We start from the raw sequence: 21,640 nt of genomic DNA, 5'->3' as shown, positions 1-21,640 counted from the left end.
AATGATAGAATTAATTTTTTTAGATGTAGATGGTTGTTTAACAGATGGAAAAATTATTTATACTTCAAATGGAACCTTTGTTAAAGAATTTGATGTTAAAGATGGAGCAGCTATTGAGGCTTGGCTAAAGCTTGGAAAAAAACTTGCTATTATTACAGGCAGAATTTGTCCTTGTGTGGAGAAAAGAGCTAAAGATTTAAAAATAAATATTTTGTATCAAGGTGTTAAAGATAAGCTTTCTTGTGCAAAAGAAATTTTACATCAATGTAATTTAGAATTTTTTCAATGTGCTGCTATTGGAGATTATTTAAATGATAAGTCTCTTCTTGAAAATGTAGGAATGAGTTTTAAACCTAAGGATGCTCATAAAGATTTAAAAGTAGATATAGTACTTGATAAAAAAGGTGGTCAAGCTGCTGTGGCGCAAATGATAGAGATTTTAATAAAAAAGAATAATTTAAAAGAAAAATGGGATAAGCTTTGGCTATAAAAATTTTTGGAATTTTGATTGCTCTTTTTACTATTACTTTTACAATTTTGAGTTTGCAAGATCCATATTCTTTAAATTTGCAAGCTCATGCTTTAAATTTTAAAAATATTGAAGCTCAAAATTTAAGAGCTTATGAGAGCAATACCAGTGTGGTTAAAGCTTATTATAAAACTCGTTCTTGGATAAGATATGCTAATAAAGATGAGTTTTATGATTTTATTAATTTAAATTTAGATTTTAATTTAAGTGCTAAACGTTTAGAATTTTTTGATAAAGATATGAATAAGGTTTTATTTGAGGGAAATGTAACTTATGTAGGTCTTAATGGTGTAAAAATTACTTCTGAAGAAGTAGAATATCAACCTAAAGATAAAATTTTATATACTCATACTGATTTTAAAGCTTTGATTAATGGAAATATTATTAATGGAAATATTTTAAATTATGATATAAAAAATAAAATTTTAAATATTCAAGGAGTAAATGCGTGTTTGCGAGAAAAATAATTTTATTTTTAGCTTGTGTAAGTGTGGTTTTAGGAGGGCAAATTGAAGTAAAAGCTTTGAATTTTTATTCAGATGAAAATAAAGGTGAAAGCATATTAAGCGGTAATGTAGAAGTGATTAGAGGTGATGATATTTTAAATTCTGAAAAATTAATTATTTATACGGATAAAAATCGCAAACCTATTCGTTATGAAGCTATGCAAAATGCTAGATTTAAGATTATTTTAAAAGATAAAACATATAAAGGAAGTGGGGATAAATTTATTTATAATGTTGTTCAAGATGTATATGAAATAAATGGAAATGCTTATATAAACGAGCTTAGCAGTAATCAAAAGCTTTATGGAGATAAAATTGTAATAGATAGAAAAGCTAATATTTATCGTGTAGAGAGTAAGGATCAAAAACCTGCTCGTTTTGTGTTTGAGCTCAAAGATAAATGATAATTGGTGCTAAATTTATTACCTCTTTGGTGAAATTTGATAAAAATTTACAATCAAATATTAGTGAAGTAGCTTTTTTAGGGCGTTCTAATGTTGGAAAAAGTTCTTTGATTAACTCTTTGTGCAAGCAAAAAAAATTAGCTAAAAGTTCAGCAACTCCTGGTAAAACTCAAATGATTAATTTTTTTGAGGTAATGTGTAAAAAAGATGAAGAAAAATTTAATATTAATTTTATTGATTTACCCGGTTTTGGATATGCAAAAGTTTCAAAAAATTTAAAGCAAATATGGAATCGTAATTTAGATGAGTTTTTAAAACTTAGAACTTCTATTAAATTATTTGTACATTTAATAGATGCAAGACATACTCATTTAGAAATTGATATGTATTTAAATGATTATTTAAAAAGTTTTTTAAAATTAGATCAAAAAATTTTAAAAGTTTTTACTAAATGCGATAAATTGAATCAAAGTGAAAAGGTTAAATTAAAACATGAATTCAAAGATTGTATTTTAGTTTCAAATACGAATAAAATAGGCCTTGATTCTTTAGAGTATGCAATAATTAATCAAATTTTAGGCTTTGATAAATGAGAAGAAATCTTAATATTTATAAAGCAAAATTTAATGGTAATTATATTATTTTAGGATTTTTTTTTATTATTTATCAAATTCTTGGTTCTATTTTTATATATGCCCCTTTACTTTATGGTATATTTTTTTGTTATATGTTTTGCCTTTTAGAGGAAAGAGAAAGAAATTTTTCTAAATTAGATTTTAGATGGTATTTTTCTTTATTTTTTTTATTTTTTACTGATGTTACTTATAATTTTGTTATTTTTTCATCCTGGTTTGCATTTTTTATTTTTTATTATATTTGTGCTGATTGGATTAAAACAAACTTAAAAATAGGTAAATTTATTCCTGTAGTTTTTGTTCTTTGTACCTATTTTATCGTTTTATTTTTAGATATTGTATTTTCTTATATTGAAGATGAAGAGATTAAAATTTTATCTTGGGTATATTTTGTTTTAGTGTTTATGGAATCTTTATTAGCTTATGTATTTTTTAAGGATAAAATTTAAATGAGAATGCGTTTGGTTGTTTTTTTTATACTTTTATTTTTTATATTTTTATTAAGTCGTGTTTATTATTTGAGTATAAAATCAAATGTATATTATGAAGAACTTGCTAAACAAAATGCTATAAAAACTGAATTTTTAGTACCTGTTAGGGGACAAATTACCGATAGAAATGGGACATTATTAGCTATTAATGATTTAGGTTTTAGTATTTCTATTGAGCCTTATTTGAGTATTAAAAAATCAAAAAAAGGTATTTTAGAAAAAGAATTGTCTAAACTTGAGGATTTATTTCCTGATTTAAATGCTAAAAAATTAGTTGATATTTACAAAAAAAATGATTCTTATTATAATCAAGATTTTATTAAGGTTATAGATTTTATACCTTATGATGAGATAATTCCTTATTATTCAGAGTTAAATCTTAATAAAATTATAAAAATAGATCCTGTTGTAAAAAGAAAATATCCTTTTGGTAAATTAGCTTCTCATATTATTGGTTATGTAGGAAAAGCAAATTTGCAAGATATTCAAGAAAATGAGATTGCAAAACTTGCAAATTATACTGGTAAAAGTGGTATAGAACGCTATTATAATGATATTTTACAAGGTAAAAAGGGGAGTAGAATTTATAAAGTAAATGCTTTAAATCAAGAAGTTGAGCAACTATCTTACACTCCTCCTTTATCTAATGATATACAATTAAGTATTGATATAGAGCTTCAATCTTATTTAACTTCGTTATTTGAAGGTAATGCAGGTGCTGCTATTATTATGGATATTAATGATGGATCTATTTTAGCAGCTGGAAGTTATCCTGAATATGATCTTAATCCTTTTGTAACAGGAATTTCTTTTAAAGAATGGGATGAACTTTCAAATAATCTTGATCATCCTTTTACAAATAAACTTATTAATGGATATTATCCTCCAGGTTCTGTTATAAAAATGGGAGTGGGGCTTTCTTTTTTAAATTCAAAAAATATTAGCCCATCAACTCAATATGTTTGTAATGGTAGTATAGAGCTTGGTGGTAGATTTTTTAGATGTTGGAATAGATCAGGACATGGTGCTGTAGATTTAAAACATGCTATAAAATATAGTTGTGATGTTTATTTTTATAATGGAAGTTTGCAAGTTGGAATAGATCAAATTAATGAAACCTTATCTCGTATTGGTTTTGGTGCAAAAACCGGGGTTGATTTGCCTAATGAATTTGTAGGTACCTTGCCAAGCAAAGAATGGAAAATGCAAAGGTATAAACAAGCTTGGTTTCAAGGTGATACTTTAAATACGGCTATAGGTCAGGGTAATTTTCTTGCTACTCCTATGCAAATTGCTAGATATACTGCTCAAATTGCAAAAGGTGAAGAACTTATACCGCATTTTTTAAAAAGCATAGAAAATAATAATACCGCAATGCAAGATTTTTCAAATAAAAAAGAGATTTTTACTTTATTCGAAAAGAGCCAATTGCCTTATATAAGAGATGCCATGTATGCAGTAGCTAATGAGCAAGGAGGAACGTCTTATCGCTATTTACATAATCTTGATATCAAGATCGCAGCTAAGACAGGAACAGCACAAGTAGTAGGTTTTTCTCAAACTGATAAAAATAGGGTTGATGAAAAGCAATTTCAATATTATACAAGATCACATGCTTGGGTGACTTCTTATGCACCTTATTCTAAGCCACGTTATGTAGTAACTGTATTGGTTGAGCATGGAGGTAGGACTATAACTTCAGGACTTACTACAGCAAAAATTTATCAAAAAATGATAGATTTGGGATATTTTAAATAATTTAAAATAAAAACTAGAAAAAGTATTCTAGTTTTTATTGATTTTAAATCATCCTAGTTCTTTCTTCTAGCCATTTTAAAGCTTTTGGTTCATTGTGGAGCTTAGGGGAAAGTTTTTCATAAACTTCTTGATGGTAATTATTGATCCAAGATTTTTCCTTTTCATCTAATATGTTTTGATCAATGCAGCTTAATTCAAAAGGACAAAGTGTTAGAGTTTTAAAATATAGAAATTCTCCAAAATCTTTATTTTTAGGTTTATCTATTTTTGTATTAACCACCAAGTTTTCAAGTCTAATACCCCATTTTCCCACTTTATAAATTCCTGGTTCTATGGAACTTAACATTCCTTCTTTGGCTTTTGTTTTTTCAAGTACAGGGCTAAGATAAGAAAGTACTTGAGGGCCTTCATGAACATTTAAAAAATAGCCCACCCCATGACCTGTTCCATGAGCATAATCGAGTTGTTCTTGCCATAAAGGCACTCTTGTTATGCTATCAAGTAAAGGCATACAGATATCTTTTGGGAAAATAGTACTTGACATAGCTATATGAGCTTTTAAAACTAAAGTATAATCATGAATTTGTTCTTCATTTATCTTGCCTATAGGTACCACTCGGGTAATATCTGTGGTACCATTTTTGTATTGTCCGCCAGAATCTATAAGTAAAAGTCCATCTTTTTGAATATAGGAAAAATTTTCTTTTTCTGCTCTATAATGTGGAAAAGCTCCATTGCCATTAAAACCTGCTATAGTAGCAAAACTGTTACTAATATAATAAGGACTTTGAGATCTTAGTTGGGTAACTTTGGTATCAATATCAAGTTCACTTATTTGTATATTATTTTCAATGCTTTCTTCAAGCCAAGCAAAAAATTTACATAAAGCTACCCCATCTTCTATCATAGCATTTTGAATATGTGCGATTTCTTTATTTGTTTTAGTAGCTTTTAAGTGAGTACTAGGATTGATTTCTTCTAAAATTGTAACATTTTTATTTAAAAAGCTTATTAATAAAGCAGTCATTTTTAATGGTTCTATAAGTAAGCTTGTATTTTGGAGTTGTTTGAGTTCATTTTCAATTTCTTTATAATCTTTAAGCCAAATGCCATCAGAATTTAATTTTTTTTCAAGTTCAAAATCAATTTTTTCTTTATCTACAAAAAGTAAAGCTTGATTTTCTAAGATTAATAAGTGGCTTAAAAATACAGGATTATAATTTACATCACTTCCTCTTAAATTGGTAATCCATGCTATGTCATCAAGACTAGAGATAAGATGATTTTTTGCTTGAAGTTGAGCCATTTTTTCACGTACAAGACTGAGTTTTTCTTTTCTTGTATATGAACAATATTCTAATTCGTGTTCATAAATTTTATTTTTAGGCAAGATAGGGCGATTTTCCCAAATTGGAGTAATAAAATCTTTATGTTTTAATTTAGCTTTACAGTGTTTTTGCAATTCTTTTTGTAAAGATAGAGGTAAAACTGCAAAATCTACACCTAAATTTTGATCTTCATTTAAATTTTCTTTTAACCATTTTGTAAAAGTATTATTGGTATCTTGTTTTTGAAGCATTATGGAGGTATTTTTTAATTCTTTTTCAGCTTGAAGCCAATATCTTCCATCTACCCATAAAAAAGCTTCTTTATGGGTAATAAGTAAAGTGCCTACAGAACCTTTAAAACCACTTACAAAAACTCTACTTTGATAAAATTCAGGTAAATATTCACTTAAATGTGGATCAGCACTTAAAATTAAATAAGCATCGATTTTTTCTTTTATCATGAGTTGTCTAATTTGTTCAACTCTTGTTTTATAAATGTTCATTTGCTTCCTTTTCTTTTTGATTTTCTATTATTTTATAAATAGGTTTTCTTATTAAAAATAAAATTAGAGTCATTATAAATAATAACCACATACATTGTCCAAATAGATCAGGCAAAGAAGATATATTTTTGTCATCAACATGTCCTCCAATTAATCCTGCAACTACATTTCCCAGGGCTCCTGCTACAAACCAAAGTCCCATAACTTGATTTTTTATTAGATTAGGAGCAATTTGAGTCATTATCGATAAGCCAACAGGAGAAAGACATAATTCTCCTAAAGATAAGAACCACATACTAGCAATAATCCAAAGCATGGAAACGCTTGCATTGCTAGTTAAGACATTTTTAGCTGCAAACATCATGATCATAAAACATACACCTGCCATTAAAATTCCCAGGGTAAATTTAGTAATAGAAGATAGTTTTAAACCACGTTTGTCAAGAAAAATCCATATAGCAGACATAATAGGTGCAAAAATTATAACAAAGATGGAATTAAGAGATTGAAACCATGGCGTTGGTATTTCCCAGCCAAAGATTACTTTGTCTGTAAAATCTTGTGCAAAAAGATTAAAAGAAGTTGGTTGTTGTTCAAAAAAACTCCAAAAAAATACTGCTGCAAGAAATAAAACGACAAAAACAATTAGATTCTTTTTTTCTTTATTACTTAAAGAGCTGAAAAAGAAAAGATATAAAAAATAAATTCCTGTGCAAGTTAAAATAACAAAAATCATTTTTTTAGATAGTGAAACTGGGCTTAAATCAATTAACCCAAAATAAGATAAAGCAATTATTGTCGCAAAAATAGCAAGACAAGTAATAACAATAAGACCCATATGTTTGTTTTCTTTAACAGGTTTTTCCCAATCATATGCTAAACCAATTTCTTGATTAAATTCTTTTAAATCTGGTATGGTTTTAAAATAAAAAATTATAACGGCTAAAAGCATGCCAAGTCCACCCGCACCAAAACCAATATGCCATCCATATTCTTTTTGTAATAAGCCACAAATTAAAGGAGCGATAAAAGCTCCAAGGTTAATACCCATGTAAAATATAGTAAAACCTGAATCACGCCTAGTGTCATTATTTTTATAAAGCATGCCTACCATTACAGAAGCACAGGTTTTAAATAAACCAGTTCCTACGACTATAAATCCTAATCCTATAAAAAACATCAAGGAATCAAAAATAGAAAGAGCTATGCTTAAATGACCTAAAGCTATGATGATAGATCCTAGAAATATTGCTTTTTTTTGTCCTAGATAATTATCTGCAATCCAGCCTCCAGGTAAAGCCGCAAGGTATAAACATCCTGCAAAGATTCCTACTATAGCGGCAGCACTTTCTCTTTCCATACCAAGTCCACCTAGGTTAATGGCTGCAGACATAAATAATACAAGTAAGGGGCGAATTCCATAAAAAGAAAATCTTTCCCAAACTTCTATCATAGATAAACTAAATAAAGGTTTTGGATGTCCTAAAAAAGCCGTATTTATTTTTTTATTTTGCATATTAAATTACCTCTTTTTTAAAATATTTATTTCATTATATGAAATATCTAACAAAAATATATAAATTATATAATTTAGTAACATTTTTTAATATTTCTGTGTATTATATGTTACAATATGTGACCTAATTTTATTATTAAATGTAATAATTATTATAAATTTTAAAAATATTGGTATAAAATTTATAATAATGATAAAATTAATATTATTTTTATATTTAAAAATAAAATGATTAAAATGGGAAATAAATTTTATTTTTATCAATAAAAGATATATTTAGTTTTAAATGCAGATTTAAATTTCTTGAATTGTCAAGTTCAATACTATGAATTTGAGAATGCATATTTAAATATTCTAGATTGTGTATAAAAGGAAGTATTTGCTCGAAATTAGCTTGTAAATCTATAAAAATATAATGATAGGGAAATTTATTTTTTTGTGAAATTTTAAGATTATTGATAGATAAATGGTTACATAAATTATTAATTTGTTTAATAAAGGAGTTTTTATCATATGAGTATGAATTTAGTTTTTGTAATAATCTTGTAATTTTTTATCTTCAATTGCCATTTTTTCGATTAAATTATTTTTAATTTCTTGTAGATAAGCAAGTTCTAATTTAATTTCGTTTATAGGAAAATTACGAGTTTTTTTGAAAAAATCTTGTAAAAAATTATCATGGAATTTAAAAGCTAGAAATAAAGCACAAAGAAAAACAAAACAAACGAGTAGAAATTTTTCTCTAGAATTTAAATTGTGCAATAATAATTCTAATTTAATCATGTATTTTCTCTAAAATGATTTTATATTCATTTTCACTTTTATTAAGAATTTTAAAATGAGAACTTAAATATTTTAATGCCAGATCAAAATTGTTTTTATTCCCAAAAATAAGAATGATTTTAGATCCTTGTATTTTAAGATAAATAATTTTAAGCTTATTGTCATTAAGCCATGATATAGTGTAATTTAGAATAGAAGATATATCTTTTTTTGTATTCATTGTATTTACCAGGGATGATAAAATTTGACTTTGCTCTTGTGCTAAAGATGTTTTATTGTTAAGAGTGGAATTTAAATCTTGTATGCTTTTTAAAAGTTCTTGTTTGTTTTCTTTTAATTTAAAAAAATCTTTTTGTGTAAGGGTATTTTTGCTTTGAGTGACTTGGTTTTGTTTGTATTTTATAAAATCTCCAAAAAGTAAGATTGCAATACTAAGACTAAAACTGAGAATAAATAAAAAAATAATTTTTATATAAAGAGGTATTTTTAATTTATCATGTTTTATAAAATTACAAGTTGGATCTAAATGTTTTATACTGTATAAACTTAATTTTTCTAAACTATTTTTATTAAGTAAGGTATCTAAATTTAAGCATTTTATTTCTTTTGAAATGTGATTTTTAATATAATAAAGATTATAATGAAGTATTATTTTACTATCATAATGTTCTAAAAGCTCTAAAAAACGATTTTGTTTTAAAAATAATTCTATATCATCTTGATTAAAATTTGCTATTTTTTTTAAACTAGTAAATTTTCCTTCTTCATAAAAGTATAAATATAAAGTTTTGTCATATAAATTTAAAATGCAAAAATTATTTTCTTCTATTAAATTTTCATCATATAAAGCTTGAAAGATTAAAGGCTCAGGAAAACAGTAAGAACTCTTATTTAATTTAGAAATAGGGGTTAAAAAACAGTGATAAATTTCATTATATTTTAAAAAAGCCATTTGGTAGCTAAAAGGATTATTAAGTTTGTGATCTTTACTTAAAACATTAAAAAGTTCATCTTCTTGATATATCCCTATTTTTTGAGAATAAAGTAGTTGTGGAGATTTAACAAAACTTATTTTTTTTGAAAAATTAATTTTAATCATCGAAAAGTTTAGCTAAAAATTCTTTATCTTTTTGCCAATTCTTTTTTACTTGCACAAATAATTTTAAGAGTATTTTTTTTTGTGCAAGTTTTGCAATTTTTAAACGTGCTGTTTTACCTATCCTTTTTAAAGTTGCACCTTCTTTTCCTATAAGCATGGCTTTATGGGAAAGGGTGTCAGTAATAATTTTTGCTTCTAAGATTAAAAGGTTAGGGGTATTTTTGGTATTTAGGATGAAAACTTCACTGCTATAAGGAAGTTCATTACTTAAGTTTTCATAAATACTTTCAAGTATAAAATCACGATAAAGTTCTTTTTCATTGTTTACACTAAGAAAACTAGGATCATAAAAATATTCATGTTCATTAAGATATTTAGTTATTTCATCTAATAAGATTTTTTTATAACTTTTTTTCTTACAAGAATAAGGAACAATAGCTTTAAAATATTTATCAAATTTTGCGTATTGTGCAAGTTTTTTTAAAAGTGTAGCATTATCACTAAGATCAACTTTGTTTAAGACTATAATATGGGGTGCTTGTGGATTAAAACTGAGAAAATTCTCATAATCTTTTGTATTATCAAAAATACTTGCAACAAACAAAATTACATCACAATCTTTTATAGATTTAATCGCACTTTGTATTAGCAGTTGATTAAATACTACATTACTTTTGTGAAGTCCTGGGGTATCTGTAAAAATGATTTGATTGTTTTCGTGCATTATAATAGCTTTAATTTTACGTCTTGTAGCATTTTGTTTGTGGGAGACTAGGGCGATTTTTTCTTCAAGTAAAGAATTAATTAAAGTGCTTTTTCCCGCGTTCGTTCGCCCTATAATGCTAACAAAGCCACTTTTCACAAAATATACCTTGCAAGATCTTTATTCTCTATAATATCTCCAAGTTTTTCATTGACCATTTTTTTATCTACTATAAATTTTTGTCCCGCATATTCGTCAGCTTCAAAGCTAAGATCTTCAAGTAATTTTTCTATAACTGTATGCAAGCGTCTAGCACCAATATCTTGCATTTCTTCATTAGCTCTTGAAGCGATTTTAGCAATTTCTTCAATAGCATCATTATTAAATTCAAGTTCTAAGTTTTCTGTTTTTAAAAGTTCACAGTATTGTTTTAATAGTGAATTTTTTGGGCGTGTTAAAATTTCATAAAGGGCTTTATCATCAAGACTATCAAGTTCAACTCTTAAGGGAAAACGCCCTTGAAGTTCAGGGATTAAATCGCTGGGTTTGCTAAGATGAAAAGCGCCTGCAGCAATGAAAAGAATATGATCGGTTTTTAAGGTTCCTATCTTTGTTTGTACGCTTGATCCTTCAACAATAGGAAGTAAATCTCTTTGCACCCCTTCTTTGCTAGGATCTTGTCGGCTTGAATTTCCGCTTGAAACAGCAATTTTATCAATTTCATCAATGAAAATAATCCCCTCATTTTCAGCTCTTTTTAAAGCTTCACTTTTGATACTTTCTTGATCTAAAATTTTTTCTCCTGCTTCTGTTTTTAAAGCATTTTTGGCATCTTTAATTTTCATTTCTTTTTTTACTTTTTTACTACCAACCCCAATAACTTTAACTATATCTTGCATGGCACCCATTTCAGGAGGTAGATTAGGATTTGCATCAAACATATTTTGAGAAATTTCTATTTCTATGGTGCTTTCATCAAGTTCACCATTTCTAAGTCTAATTTTCATTTTTTCAAGACTATTTTTATATTCTTCTTGTTTTTCATCACTGATACCTTTTGGTAAAGGTGGTAAAAGTTTCTCTAAAATTTTATTTTCTATAAATTCATCAATTTTATCTTTATTTTTTTCTCTTTGTTCATTTTTAACTAAATTTAAAGCCGCATTAGCTAAATCTCTAACCATGCTTTCTACATCACGACCTACAAAACCTACTTCTGTGTATTTACTTGCTTCAATTTTAATAAAAGGAAAACCCATCATTTTGGCTAAACGTCTAGCAATTTCGGTTTTTCCAACACCAGTTGATCCTATCATTAAAATATTTTTAGGCACAATATCATCTTGTAATTGAGGGCTTAATTGCATTCTGCGGTATCGATTTCTTAAAGCTATAGCTATAATTTTTTTAGCTTTTTTTTGGCCTATAACATAATCATCTAAAAATTGAACAATTTCTTTTGGAGTTAGATTCATTTCTCATCCTCGATTGTATAAGTTTTAATATTAGTATTTGTATAAATACAAATTTCACCTGCAATTTCAAGACTTGATTTAACAAGTTTTTCTTCGTCTAAATTAGCATATTTGGCTAAGGCTCTTGCAGCTGAAAGTGCATAGTTTCCACCACTTCCTATGGCAGCAATTTTGCCATCTTCTGGTTCTACTACATCCCCGGTTCCTGAAAGTAAGAAAATATGATTTCTATCAAGCACTAGCATCATAGCTTCAAGTTTTCTTAGGTATTTATCTTTTCTCCATTCTTTAGAAAAATCAATAGCTGCTTTTAAAAGATCTCCTTTTGAACTTTGAAGAAGATTTTCAAACATATCAAAAAGATTAAAAGCATCAGCAGTAGATCCTGCAAAACCTGCTAATACTTTACCATGGTTAAGTTTTCTAATTTTGACTGCATTAGCTTTTAAAACTGTATTTCCAAAGCTTACTTGACCATCTCCTCCAATTACAGATTTGTTTTTACCTTTATAGGCTAAGATTGTTGTTGCATGAAACATTAGTGTGCCTTTATATTAATATTAAATTTCGCATGTATAGCATGACCTAGTTTTGCACTTACTTCATGAATTCCAAGGCTTTTTAAAGTATCACATTCTAAACTTTTTTTATCAAGATCTATATTTGTTTGTTCTTTTAAAGCATGGACGATTTCATCTTTTGTTACGCCACCAAATAAATTGCCATTAGCACCTACAGGTTTTGAAATTTCAAGAGTGATTTTACCAAGCTCTTCTTTTAATTTTTCTAAATTTGCAAGGGTAAAACGTAAATTTTCCATTTCTTTTTTCTTATCATTTTCATATTTTTTTAAAACCTCGTTTGTGGCAGGTTTAGCAAGACCTTTAGCGATTAAGAAATTTTGACCATAGCCATCTTTTACTTCTTTAATTTCACCTGCTTTTCCAAGGCTTTTAACATCTTTAATTAATAATACTTTCATTGTAAATTCCTTAAATATTAAAATTTTCTTTTATTTTTTCCTGCGATAATAAAACGTAAAGCATTGAGTTTGATAAAACCTGCTGCATCTTCTTGTTTGTAAACTTCATCTTCTTCAAAGGTGCAATAAGCAGTGTTAAATAAACTATCATTGGCGCTTTGACGAGCTATAACTATGATATTGCCTTTATAAAGTTCAAGTTTTACTGTTCCATTAACATGAATTTGAGATTGATCTATTAAAGCTTGAAGCATCATTCTTTCAGGAGAAAACCAATAACCATTATATATTAAACTTGCATATTTTGGCATTAATTCGTCTTTTAAATGCGCTGCTTCTTTATCTAGTGTGATACTTTCTATGGCTCTGTGTGCTTTTAAAAGTATAGTTCCACCTGGAGTTTCATAACAACCACGACTTTTCATTCCTATGTAACGATTTTCAACTATATCAATGCGACCTATACCATGTTTTGAGCCTAATTTGTTCAGTTTGCTTAAAAGCTTAGCAGGACTCAATTTCTCACCATTTATGGCTATTAAATCTCCTTTTTGAAATTCAAGTTCAATAATTTCACTTTCATCAGGTGCATTTTTTGGATGATTTGTCCACCTCCACATATTTTCATCAGGTGCTTTTGATGGATCTTCTAAAATGAGTCCTTCATAAGAAATATGAAGTAAATTAGCATCCATAGAATAAGGGGATTGACCTTGTTTTTTAGAAATATCAATACCATGTTTTTGTGCATAAGTTAAAAGTTTTGTGCGACTATTTAAGTCCCATTGACGCCAAGGAGCAATGATTTTTAATTCAGGATTAAAAGCAAGATAAGCTAATTCAAAACGTATTTGATCATTCCCTTTTCCTGTTGCACCGTGACTTACAGCATCTGCTTTGGTTTGTAAAGCAATTTGTGCTTGAGTTTTTGCAATTAAAGGTCTTGCTATACTTGTGCCAAGAAGATATTCGCCTTCATAAATAGCATTTGCTCTAAACATAGGAAATACATAATCTTTAACGAATTCATCTTTTAAGTCTTTGATAAAAATATTTTCTTCTTTTATTCCCAAGCTTAATGCTTTTTTTCTTGCAAGATCAAGTTCTTCACCTTGTCCAATGTCGGCTGTAAAAGTTACAATTTCACAGCGATATTGATCTTGAAGCCATTTTAGAATAATACTTGTATCAAGTCCACCAGAATAAGCTAAAACTACTTTTTTTATTTCATTTTTCATTTTTTTCAAAAAAATCCTTATTTAAAGATTAAAAATAATCAAATATTGTATCTAAAATTCATTAAAGAAAAGTTTTTTATTTTTTTATTTATCAAAGAAAAAATAAGAGTGTTTATAGAGTTTGTTTTAAAATTTGATTTTTTTTGCTAAAATTGTTTTTATGAGAGTGGATAAATTTTTAAATGTAGTCAATATTACCAAAAGACGTGCTATTGCTGAAGATATGTGTAAAAGCGGGGTTGTAGGGATTAATGGAGTTATTGTTAAAGCAAGTAAAGAAGTAAAAATAGGTGATATTATAAGTTTGCATTTTACTCAATATGTTCAAAAATATAAAGTTTTGGCTTTGCCAAGTACTAAAAGTATTCCTAAAAATACACAAAATGAATATGTGGTGAAATTATGAGAGAGTTTATTTTGGCTAAAGATGAGCTTAAATTAATGCTTGAAAATGTACCTAAAGAAGGTGTTGTTTTACTTGAAGGAGATTTAGCTAGCGGGAAAACAAGTTTAGTTCAAGCTTGGGTTAAATTTCTTGGTCTTGATGAAAAAATAGATTCTCCAACTTTTTCTATTATGCAAAAATATAAAAGTCAAAATATATGCATTTATCATTATGATATATATCAACAAGGTTTAGAGGGATTATTGGTTAATGGTTTATTTGAAAATTTTTTTGAAGAAGGTTTGCATTTAGTTGAATGGGGGGATGAGAAATTAAAGAGGGCTTTGTTAAAACTTGGAATTGTAAGTGTGCAAATTAAAATTAGCATAGAAAAAAATAAAAGAAAGTATGAAATTTATGAGTAAGTTAGAAGTTATTAATTTAGAAAAAATCATTAAAAAAACTAAGATTATTCATGGAATTTCCTTAGAAGTCAATAGTGCAGAAGTAGTAGGACTTTTGGGTCCAAATGGAGCAGGAAAAACAACAACTTTTTATATGATATGTGGACTTATTGCTCCAAGTAATGGAAGGGTTTTATTAGATGGTTTAGATGTGACAAAAGATCCTTTAAATAAACGTGCCAGATCAGGAATAGGTTACTTGCCTCAAGAAAGTAGTATTTTTAAAGATTTAAGCGTAGAAGATAACTTGCTTTTAGCAGCTGAAATTTTTTATAAAGATAAGAAAATTTTACATGAAAAAGTTGAACAAATGCTTGAACTTTTAAGTATAGAGCCTATACGCTTAAGAAAAGGTTTAAGTTTAAGTGGAGGTGAAAGAAGGCGTTGCGAGCTTGCTAGAAGTTTAATATGTGAGCCAAAATTTTTGCTTCTTGATGAGCCTTTTGCTGGAGTTGATCCTATTGCAGTGGCTGAAATTCAAGTTTTAATTAAGGAACTTAAAAAACTTGATATAGGTATATTAATCACAGATCATAATGTACGTGAAACTTTAGCTATTTGTGATAGAGCTTATGTTATAAAATCAGGATCTTTGCTTGCTAGTGGAAATGCTGATGAAATTACAAAAAATAAAGATGTTAAAAAATACTACTTAGGAGCGGAGTTTAAACTCCTTGATTAATGCTAAAACAAAAAATTACTCAAGTGCCTAAAACTAAAATTTCTCAGACTTTACGTTCTTGGTTGCCTATTTTACAAGCTAGTATAGAAGATTTAAAAGATAGTTTAGATAAATTTTCTCAAGAAAATCCTTTTTTGGATATTCAAGATTCTATACAAACCCATGATAAGGGTAAAAAATATTTTGATTCATTTTATAAACATAATGTTAATTCAGCTTTTGTAGAAAGCAAAGGATTAACTAAAAAAAGTGTTTATGAGCTTTTAAATGAGCAAATTCTTCCTCCTCTTTTTCCTACTAATAAATCTCAAGAACTTGCAAAAAAGATCATAGAATGTTTAAATGAAGAAGGTTATTTTGAATATGATGAAACCATTTTAAAAGCATATTCTTTAGAAGAAATTGAACGTATTAGAACAAGATTTAAATTTTTAGATCCTATAGGTGTGGGAGCAAAAGATTATAAAGAAGCTTTTTTATTTGCACTTGAGAATATGGAATTAGATGCAGATCTTGACGAGTTTTGTAGAATTTTAATTAAAGATTTTGAAAATATACAAAATTACACTAAAAAATCTTTATATAAAGATGCTTTGACAGTTTTAAAACGTTTTAGCATTCCTCCTTTTTTAGAGTATTTTGAAGATTCTCGTATGATTGTTCCAGATATTTTTGTATATAAAGAGAATGGTGAAATTAAAGTAAAAATTAATGAAGAATATTATCCTGAAATATCTATACAAACTGATGGTTTAGAACATGATTTTTTAAGTCATTATATTAAAGAAGCAAAAAATTTAGTTGATGCATTAGCTATGCGAAAAGCAACTCTTTATAAAATAGGTCTTATGATAGTAGAATATCAGTATGATTTTTTTATGGGAAAAGAGATTAAACCAATGACTTTTAAAGATTTAGCACTTGATTTAGAACGTAATGCTTCTACTATTTCAAGGGCTGTTGCTAATAAATATTTAAGTTGTGAAAGAGGATTGATACCTTTACGTGATTTTTTTGCATTTGCTTTAGATGAAGAAGGTGAAACTTCTAATGTTGGTGTTAAAGAATTTATAGTTAATTTGATAAAAAATGAGGATCGTAATAAGCCTTTAAGTGATAGTAAAATTTTAGAATTTATTAAAAAAGAATTTAAAGTTGATATAGGACGAAGAACTATTACTAAATACCGCAAGCATCTTAATATAGCAAGTTCTACAGAAAGAAAAAAATTGTATGAGCTTGAAGGATAAAATTAAGCAATTATTATAAATTAATAAAATAATTTATATATTATAAATCTTTTAATTTGCGAATTTCATCCCTAAAAGCTGCAGCTTTTTCAAATTCTAATGCTTTAGCAGCTTCTAACATTTGTTTACGCAATTCTTTGATAAGTTTGGTTCTTTCTTGTGCAGGCATTTTTTCTAGTTTTTTACTCTTGCGATAAATTTCACCTAAATTTTCATCATTTTTTAAACTTTCTTCTATGTGACGTTTTACTGAAGTTGGTGTAATATTGTGTTGTTTATTATAGGCTTCTTGTAATTTACGACGCTCGTTGGTAATGTTTATAGCTTCTTGCATAGATTTTGTGATTTTTTTACCAAAAAGTAAAACCTTGCCATTTACATTTCTAGCAGCTCTTCCTATAGTTTGGATAAGACTTGTAGTGCTTCTTAAAAAACCTTCTTTATCAGCATCCATAATAGCAATTAGTGAAACTTCAGGTAAATCAAGTCCTTCTCTAAGTAGGTTAATACCTATTAGTACATCAAAAGTACCATTTCTTAAATTACGAATAATTTCATTACGCTCAATCGCATCTACATCTGAGTGCATATATTTTACTTTTATACCTAGTTGTAAATAATATTTTGTCAGTTCTTCAGCAAGTTTTTTAGTGAGTACAGTAACTAAAACACGTTCATTTCTTTGAATAACTTTTTTAGCTTCATCAAATAAAATTTCAACTTGATTATCGCTATCTTTTAATTCTATAAAAGGATCAAGTAGTCCTGTTGGACGCATGATTTGATGAAAGATGTTTTTTTCACTCAGCTGAAGTTCTAAAGGTGCAGGGGTAGCTGAAACAAAAAGAAATTGACAATTTTTATGAATAAATTCATCAAACATTAAAGGACGATTATCAAGAGCTGAAGGAAGGCGAAACCCATAATCAACCAAGGTTTGTTTTCTACTCCTATCTCCTGCAAACATACCACGAAATTGAGGTAAAGAAACATGACTCTCATCGACAATAACAAGAAACTTTCTATCTTTTATAGCAAAATAATCAAAAAGTGTATAAGGGGTGTCACCTTGTTTAAGACCTGTTAAATGCCTTGCATAATTTTCAATACCCTTGCACATTCCTGTGCTAGTAAGCATTTCAAGATCGAATTCAATCCTTTGTTTAAGGCGTTGATATTCTACAAGTTTGTTCTCATGTTCAAATTGAGCTAAGCGTTCGTTTAATTCTATTTTAATATCTTTTATGGCTTGTTGTAAACGTGTTTGACCTACGCTAAATTGACTTGTAGGATAGAGTATGAAACGTTTTAAATCTTTACCTTTTTTATTTTCTAAAACATTAAAATGATACATATTGTCTAATTCATCGCCAAAAAATTCAAGTCTTACTACTTCATCTTCATAATAAGCAGGATAAATGTCTATAATATCGCCTTGAACACGAAAATCAGCGCGATCAAAGAAATTATCATTTCTTGTATACCCCATATCTACAAGTTTTTTTAAAAGTTCTTTTTGTGAGATTTTCATATTTAATTCAAAGATTAAAACCATACCTATGTATTCTTGTGGGTTTCCAAGCCCATAATTTGCTGAAACACTAGCAATACATACTACATCTTCATAGCTTAAAAGTGAAGCTGTTGCACTTAATCTTAAGCGTTCTAAATCTTCATTAGTTGAACTATCTTTTTCTATAAAAACATCTGTACGTGGTATATAAGCTTCAGGTTGATAATAATCATAATATGATATAAAATATTCTACATGGTTCTTAGAAAAAAAACCTTTAAATTCGCTATAAAGTTGTGCACAAAGGCTCTTATTATGACTCATAATAAGAGTTGGCATATTAAGTTCTTTAATAACATTAGCCATGGTAAAGGTTTTTCCACTTCCTGTAACTCCTAGCAAAGTTTGATATTTATTTCCTTGTTTGATGCTTTTAACTATGCCTTGTATGGCTTTTTGTTGATCTGGGCTAGGTTTAAATTCACTGGTTAATTCTAACATTGTTTCTACTTTTGTTTTGGTTTATTTCTAAAAATTTTAGAAGAAAATACTTTAATTATAAATTAATCATCAATAAAAATCAAAATTTAATTTTTTTTCTGCTACAATATATAAAAATATTTTCCAAAAAAATTATAAATTTTCCAAAGAAGGCAAAAAATATGTTTGATGAAAAGGTAATCAACACTATGACAGATAAAGTAAATGAACTAATTGAAAAATATAATGAAGTTTGTAAAGCAAATGAGGCTTTAAGAAATGAGCTTGTTAGTGTAAAAGCTCAAAATGAAGCAAAAAGCAATCAAATTATGCGCTTAGAAGAAGAACTTAAATCACGTAATATAGAAAGTGAAGATATTTATAAGAAAATAGAGGCTGTTCTTGGCAGATAATTTAAAACAAGTTATTATTAATGTTAATGCAAAAGATTTTATTGTTAAATGCAGTGAAGATTTTGCAAATTTTTTAGAAGATGATATTGCTTTTATTTCTGGGGGCACTAAAAAAATAGAATTAAAGCATTTTGTTGATGCTTTTGTAAAAAAAAGTTATGAAAATTATATCTTAGAAAGGGAGCTTAAAAAATTAATAAAAGCTATCAACGAAGAATTATTAGTTAAATGAAAAAAGCATTTACTTTGCTTGAACTTATTTTTGTAATATTAATTATAGGAATTTTAACGAGTTTGTCTTCATCTTTTATAAATATTACTAAAGATGAAGTAAAAATATTAAAATTAAAAACAGATTATGAAATGTTAAATTCTGCTCTTACTTTAATGCGTACTCAAATGCAACTTAAAAATTTAGATTTCCCTAGTATCTTAGATCATGCAAGAATTAACCATGCTAGAGAAAAACTTTTTTATTGTAATGATTGTGGATATTCTTTGTTGGATACACCTATTTATTCTGATTTTAAATTTTGGATGAAAATTGATAAAAATCATTATAGTTTTTTCTTAAATTCTAAAGAATCGATTAAATTTGTTTATGATCCTAAAGAAGGCTTGTTTAAATGTTTGGAAAGTTTTAGATGCAAAGACTTGATATAAGATATTATGAGCTTGCTGTTTGCGGTTTGTATTTAGATAATTTAATTTTTCATAGTATTGATAAAATACAACCTTTAACACAAGTGATTATAGATTTAAAAACCAAGAAAGATCTTAAGGCTATTGTTATAAAAGAATGTGAAAAACCTGATTTTAATACAGTGCAAATTAAAGCAGTAACGCAATATTGTTTAAGTCCATTACAAGCTGATTTAGCATATTTTATCACTTACTACTATGCTTCAAAATTGGGTTTTGTTTTGGGATTTTTTCATACAAGCATGGATTATGAGTGCGAAGAAGTTGAAATAAAAAATATTCCTCAATTAAGTTGTGAACAAGAAAAAGCTTTAGATTTTATTAAAAAGGAAAATTCTTCTTTGCTTTTTGCTGACACGGGTAGCGGTAAAACAGAAATTTATATTGCTTTAATTAAGGAATATTTAAATAAAGGTAAGCAAGTTTTACTTTTAATGCCAGAGATTGCATTAACTCCGCAAATGCAAAAGCGTTTGGAAGTGTATTTTAAAGATAATTTTTTTCTTTGGCATTCTAAAATTTCAAAGAAAAAAAAACAAGAATATTTAGAATCTTTTTGTCAAGGTAAAACACTTTTAGTTGCGGGTGCAAGATCGGCTTTATTTTTACCTTTTAGAAATTTAGGGTTAATTATAGTAGATGAAGAACATGATAATTCTTATAAGGCTTCTAATCAACCTTTTATTAATGTAAGAGATTTATCCCTTGTTTTGGGTCAAAAAAATAATATCAAAGTAGTATTAGGATCTGCTACTCCAAGTTTAACAAGTTTTTATAAACAAAAAAGTTTTAGATTAAAAGGGACATTTTTTAAGAGTAAAAAATATTTTTTATATGATGAAAATGATCTTAGTGTTACGCCTATGCTTTTAAATGAATTGCAAAAAAGTTTAAATTGTAAAAAACAAGCCATAGTATTTTTACCTACAAGAGCTAATTTTAGGCAAATTGTTTGTAAAGATTGTGGAGAGACTATACAATGTCCTTTTTGTTCTATTGCAATGAGTATGCATAAAAGGAAAAATGTTTTAAAATGTCATTATTGTAATTATATTTCTTTAATAGAACAAAGTTGTCCAAATTGCAAAGGGGAGATGTTAGAAGCTAAAAAAATGGGTACAGCAGAACTTCAAGAACTTTTACAAAGTGCTTTGCCTTTGGCAAATATCGTTAAATTTGATAGTGATGAAATCACTAGTGTTAGAAAATTAAATGATATTTTAAAAGATTTTAATGACAATAAAATTGATATACTTATTGGAACTTCTATGCTTGCTAAGGGACATGATTATCATAGTGTTGATTTAAGTGTGATTTTAGGACTTGATGAATATTTATTTCATCCTAGTTTTAAAGCCAGTGAAGAAACTTTGGCTTTAGCTATGCAAGTTGCTGGAAGAGCCGGTCGTAAAGGTGAAGCGAGGGTTCTTTTGCAAACTAAAAATAGGGCTTTTTTTGAAAAATATATACAAGATTATGATGCTTTTTTAAAAGATGAATTAAAAAATAGAAAAGGACTGTATCCACCATTTAAGCGTCTTTTAAGAGTTCTTGTAGAAGATAAGGATCAATTCAATGCTCAAAAACTTTGTGAAGAGCTTGCAAATTGTTTTAAGGGTATAAAACATGTTGAATTGATAGGTTACGGTGTTTGTGGTGTTGAAAAATTACATGGAAAATATCGTTTTTATTTATTATGTAGGAGTGAAAATTATAAGGCTTTGATTGCAATTGAAAATTATATTTTACAATTTAAAAATGTAAGTGCTGATATTGATCCTATTGATTTTATATAATTATA

24 protein-coding genes are annotated in these 21,640 nt (G+C 27.4%); 14 read left to right on the top strand and 10 right to left on the bottom strand.

The window, feature by feature from the left end; translation table 11 throughout:
- The first annotated feature begins 1 nt into the window (after position 1).
- Genes A2J15_RS03385 through mrdA form a run of 6 tightly spaced genes read left to right on the top strand, consistent with a single transcriptional unit; the run spans position 2 to position 4,323 of the window.
- Positions 2-490 carry an HAD hydrolase family protein gene (locus A2J15_RS03385; protein WP_066776695.1) on the top strand — a complete coding sequence of 163 codons (489 nt, stop codon included), beginning with the start codon at positions 2-4 and terminating at the stop codon, positions 488-490.
- Positions 481-996 carry a hypothetical protein gene (locus A2J15_RS03380; protein WP_066776699.1) on the top strand — a complete coding sequence of 172 codons (516 nt, stop codon included), beginning with the start codon at positions 481-483 and terminating at the stop codon, positions 994-996. Before A2J15_RS03385 ends, A2J15_RS03380 begins: the two co-directional genes overlap by 10 nt.
- Positions 978-1,439 carry an LptA/OstA family protein gene (locus A2J15_RS03375; protein ID WP_066776702.1) on the top strand — a complete coding sequence of 154 codons (462 nt, stop codon included), beginning with the start codon at positions 978-980 and terminating at the stop codon, positions 1,437-1,439. Before A2J15_RS03380 ends, A2J15_RS03375 begins: the two co-directional genes overlap by 19 nt.
- Positions 1,436-2,032: a ribosome biogenesis GTP-binding protein YihA/YsxC gene (gene yihA / locus A2J15_RS03370; RefSeq protein WP_066776707.1), complete on the top strand. Its 597-nt coding sequence runs from the start codon at positions 1,436-1,438 to the stop codon at positions 2,030-2,032. Before A2J15_RS03375 ends, yihA begins: the two co-directional genes overlap by 4 nt.
- Positions 2,029-2,523 (top strand): hypothetical protein, encoded by a 495-nt coding sequence (locus A2J15_RS03365; RefSeq protein ID WP_066776711.1) that lies wholly within the window; start codon positions 2,029-2,031, stop codon positions 2,521-2,523. Before yihA ends, A2J15_RS03365 begins: the two co-directional genes overlap by 4 nt.
- Positions 2,524-4,323 carry a penicillin-binding protein 2 gene (mrdA, locus tag A2J15_RS03360; protein ID WP_066776714.1) on the top strand — a complete coding sequence of 600 codons (1,800 nt, stop codon included), beginning with the start codon at positions 2,524-2,526 and terminating at the stop codon, positions 4,321-4,323. It begins immediately after the preceding gene.
- A 43-nt stretch (positions 4,324-4,366) separates the two neighbouring features.
- On the opposite strand, the gene A2J15_RS03355 is transcribed toward mrdA, so the two are convergent.
- The 9 genes from A2J15_RS03355 to A2J15_RS03315 all read right to left on the bottom strand — a co-directional run bounded on the left by A2J15_RS03355 (position 4,367) and on the right by A2J15_RS03315 (position 13,950).
- Positions 4,367-6,154 carry an aminopeptidase P family protein gene (locus A2J15_RS03355; RefSeq protein WP_066776720.1) on the bottom strand — a complete coding sequence of 596 codons (1,788 nt, stop codon included), beginning with the start codon at positions 6,152-6,154 and terminating at the stop codon, positions 4,367-4,369.
- On the bottom strand, positions 6,141-7,670 hold the full coding sequence (locus tag A2J15_RS03350; protein ID WP_066776722.1) for a peptide MFS transporter: 1,530 nt from the start codon (positions 7,668-7,670) through the stop codon (positions 6,141-6,143). The genes A2J15_RS03355 and A2J15_RS03350 overlap by 14 nt, the downstream gene beginning before the upstream one ends.
- 525 nt (positions 7,671-8,195) lie before the next feature.
- A complete protein-coding gene (locus A2J15_RS03345; RefSeq protein WP_083074269.1) occupies positions 8,196-8,453 on the bottom strand; it encodes a hypothetical protein in 258 nt (85 codons plus the stop codon).
- Positions 8,446-9,549 (bottom strand): hypothetical protein, encoded by a 1,104-nt coding sequence (locus tag A2J15_RS03340; protein WP_066776853.1) that lies wholly within the window; start codon positions 9,547-9,549, stop codon positions 8,446-8,448. Before A2J15_RS03340 ends, A2J15_RS03345 begins: the two co-directional genes overlap by 8 nt.
- Positions 9,545-10,414: a GTPase Era gene (gene era / locus A2J15_RS03335; protein ID WP_066776724.1), complete on the bottom strand. Its 870-nt coding sequence runs from the start codon at positions 10,412-10,414 to the stop codon at positions 9,545-9,547. The genes A2J15_RS03340 and era overlap by 5 nt, the downstream gene beginning before the upstream one ends.
- On the bottom strand, positions 10,411-11,730 hold the full coding sequence (gene hslU, locus A2J15_RS03330) for an HslU--HslV peptidase ATPase subunit (protein ID WP_066776727.1): 1,320 nt from the start codon (positions 11,728-11,730) through the stop codon (positions 10,411-10,413). Before hslU ends, era begins: the two co-directional genes overlap by 4 nt.
- The gene (gene hslV, locus A2J15_RS03325; RefSeq protein WP_066776729.1) at positions 11,727-12,269 is read right to left on the bottom strand and encodes an ATP-dependent protease subunit HslV; all 543 of its coding nucleotides are present in this window, start codon (positions 12,267-12,269) and stop codon (positions 11,727-11,729) included. The genes hslU and hslV overlap by 4 nt, the downstream gene beginning before the upstream one ends.
- Positions 12,269-12,712: a 50S ribosomal protein L9 gene (rplI, locus tag A2J15_RS03320; RefSeq protein ID WP_066776731.1), complete on the bottom strand. Its 444-nt coding sequence runs from the start codon at positions 12,710-12,712 to the stop codon at positions 12,269-12,271. The genes hslV and rplI overlap by 1 nt, the downstream gene beginning before the upstream one ends.
- A 17-nt stretch (positions 12,713-12,729) precedes the next feature.
- A complete protein-coding gene (locus A2J15_RS03315; RefSeq protein WP_066776856.1) occupies positions 12,730-13,950 on the bottom strand; it encodes an argininosuccinate synthase in 1,221 nt (406 codons plus the stop codon).
- A 160-nt stretch (positions 13,951-14,110) separates the two neighbouring features.
- Here A2J15_RS03315 and A2J15_RS03310 point away from each other — a divergent pair, with 160 nt between their 5' ends.
- The 4 genes from A2J15_RS03310 to A2J15_RS03295 are packed head-to-tail and all read left to right on the top strand — an operon-like array spanning position 14,111 to position 16,731.
- Positions 14,111-14,356: an RNA-binding S4 domain-containing protein gene (locus A2J15_RS03310; protein ID WP_066776861.1), complete on the top strand. Its 246-nt coding sequence runs from the start codon at positions 14,111-14,113 to the stop codon at positions 14,354-14,356.
- Complete coding sequence (gene tsaE, locus A2J15_RS03305) at positions 14,353-14,760, top strand: tRNA (adenosine(37)-N6)-threonylcarbamoyltransferase complex ATPase subunit type 1 TsaE (protein ID WP_066776733.1); 408 nt, start codon at positions 14,353-14,355, stop codon at positions 14,758-14,760. The genes A2J15_RS03310 and tsaE overlap by 4 nt, the downstream gene beginning before the upstream one ends.
- Complete coding sequence (gene lptB, locus A2J15_RS03300; protein ID WP_066776859.1) at positions 14,753-15,481, top strand: LPS export ABC transporter ATP-binding protein; 729 nt, start codon at positions 14,753-14,755, stop codon at positions 15,479-15,481. Before tsaE ends, lptB begins: the two co-directional genes overlap by 8 nt.
- Positions 15,481-16,731 (top strand): RNA polymerase factor sigma-54, encoded by a 1,251-nt coding sequence (locus tag A2J15_RS03295; RefSeq protein WP_066776734.1) that lies wholly within the window; start codon positions 15,481-15,483, stop codon positions 16,729-16,731. The genes lptB and A2J15_RS03295 overlap by 1 nt, the downstream gene beginning before the upstream one ends.
- Positions 16,732-16,771: 40 nt before the next feature.
- On the opposite strand, the gene uvrB is transcribed toward A2J15_RS03295, so the two are convergent.
- Positions 16,772-18,745 carry an excinuclease ABC subunit UvrB gene (gene uvrB / locus A2J15_RS03290; RefSeq protein WP_066776736.1) on the bottom strand — a complete coding sequence of 658 codons (1,974 nt, stop codon included), beginning with the start codon at positions 18,743-18,745 and terminating at the stop codon, positions 16,772-16,774.
- A gap of 161 nt (positions 18,746-18,906) precedes the next feature.
- Here uvrB and A2J15_RS03285 point away from each other — a divergent pair, with 161 nt between their 5' ends.
- From A2J15_RS03285 to A2J15_RS03270, 4 genes are read left to right on the top strand one after another with little or no spacing between them, the layout of a single operon-like run.
- Positions 18,907-19,137 (top strand): hypothetical protein, encoded by a 231-nt coding sequence (locus A2J15_RS03285; RefSeq protein ID WP_066776739.1) that lies wholly within the window; start codon positions 18,907-18,909, stop codon positions 19,135-19,137.
- Positions 19,127-19,369: a hypothetical protein gene (locus tag A2J15_RS03280; protein ID WP_066776742.1), complete on the top strand. Its 243-nt coding sequence runs from the start codon at positions 19,127-19,129 to the stop codon at positions 19,367-19,369. The genes A2J15_RS03285 and A2J15_RS03280 overlap by 11 nt, the downstream gene beginning before the upstream one ends.
- Positions 19,366-19,800, top strand: a complete 435-nt coding sequence (locus A2J15_RS03275) for a type II secretion system protein (protein ID WP_066776745.1) — start codon at positions 19,366-19,368, stop codon at positions 19,798-19,800. Before A2J15_RS03280 ends, A2J15_RS03275 begins: the two co-directional genes overlap by 4 nt.
- On the top strand, positions 19,782-21,635 hold the full coding sequence (locus tag A2J15_RS03270; protein WP_083074271.1) for a primosomal protein N': 1,854 nt from the start codon (positions 19,782-19,784) through the stop codon (positions 21,633-21,635). Before A2J15_RS03275 ends, A2J15_RS03270 begins: the two co-directional genes overlap by 19 nt.
- The last annotated feature ends 5 nt before the right edge of the window (positions 21,636-21,640 follow it).

The sequence above is a fragment of the Campylobacter hepaticus genome (assembly GCF_001687475.2).
Taxonomy (GTDB): Bacteria; Campylobacterota; Campylobacteria; order Campylobacterales; family Campylobacteraceae; genus Campylobacter_D; species Campylobacter_D hepaticus.
The sequence above is the reverse complement of the archived record's forward strand: the minus strand, read 5'-3'. Positions and strand labels throughout refer to the sequence as shown.

Coding starts and splice junctions, on each gene's coding strand:
- A2J15_RS03385 (WP_066776695.1), top strand. CDS start 2: ATGATAGAATTAATTTTTTTAGATGTAGATGGTTGTTTAACAGATGGA.
- yihA (WP_066776707.1), top strand. CDS start 1,436: ATGATAATTGGTGCTAAATTTATTACCTCTTTGGTGAAATTTGATAAA.
- A2J15_RS03365 (WP_066776711.1), top strand. CDS start 2,029: ATGAGAAGAAATCTTAATATTTATAAAGCAAAATTTAATGGTAATTAT.
- mrdA (WP_066776714.1), top strand. CDS start 2,524: ATGAGAATGCGTTTGGTTGTTTTTTTTATACTTTTATTTTTTATATTT.
- A2J15_RS03355 (WP_066776720.1), bottom strand. CDS start 6,154: ATGAACATTTATAAAACAAGAGTTGAACAAATTAGACAACTCATGATA.
- A2J15_RS03350 (WP_066776722.1), bottom strand. CDS start 7,670: ATGCAAAATAAAAAAATAAATACGGCTTTTTTAGGACATCCAAAACCT.
- A2J15_RS03345 (WP_083074269.1), bottom strand. CDS start 8,453: ATGATTAAATTAGAATTATTATTGCACAATTTAAATTCTAGAGAAAAA.
- hslU (WP_066776727.1), bottom strand. CDS start 11,730: ATGAATCTAACTCCAAAAGAAATTGTTCAATTTTTAGATGATTATGTT.
- hslV (WP_066776729.1), bottom strand. CDS start 12,269: ATGTTTCATGCAACAACAATCTTAGCCTATAAAGGTAAAAACAAATCT.
- rplI (WP_066776731.1), bottom strand. CDS start 12,712: ATGAAAGTATTATTAATTAAAGATGTTAAAAGCCTTGGAAAAGCAGGT.
- A2J15_RS03315 (WP_066776856.1), bottom strand. CDS start 13,950: ATGAAAAATGAAATAAAAAAAGTAGTTTTAGCTTATTCTGGTGGACTT.
- A2J15_RS03310 (WP_066776861.1), top strand. CDS start 14,111: ATGAGAGTGGATAAATTTTTAAATGTAGTCAATATTACCAAAAGACGT.
- tsaE (WP_066776733.1), top strand. CDS start 14,353: ATGAGAGAGTTTATTTTGGCTAAAGATGAGCTTAAATTAATGCTTGAA.
- lptB (WP_066776859.1), top strand. CDS start 14,753: ATGAGTAAGTTAGAAGTTATTAATTTAGAAAAAATCATTAAAAAAACT.
- A2J15_RS03295 (WP_066776734.1), top strand. CDS start 15,481: ATGCTAAAACAAAAAATTACTCAAGTGCCTAAAACTAAAATTTCTCAG.
- uvrB (WP_066776736.1), bottom strand. CDS start 18,745: ATGTTAGAATTAACCAGTGAATTTAAACCTAGCCCAGATCAACAAAAA.
- A2J15_RS03285 (WP_066776739.1), top strand. CDS start 18,907: ATGTTTGATGAAAAGGTAATCAACACTATGACAGATAAAGTAAATGAA.
- A2J15_RS03275 (WP_066776745.1), top strand. CDS start 19,366: ATGAAAAAAGCATTTACTTTGCTTGAACTTATTTTTGTAATATTAATT.
- A2J15_RS03270 (WP_083074271.1), top strand. CDS start 19,782: ATGCAAAGACTTGATATAAGATATTATGAGCTTGCTGTTTGCGGTTTG.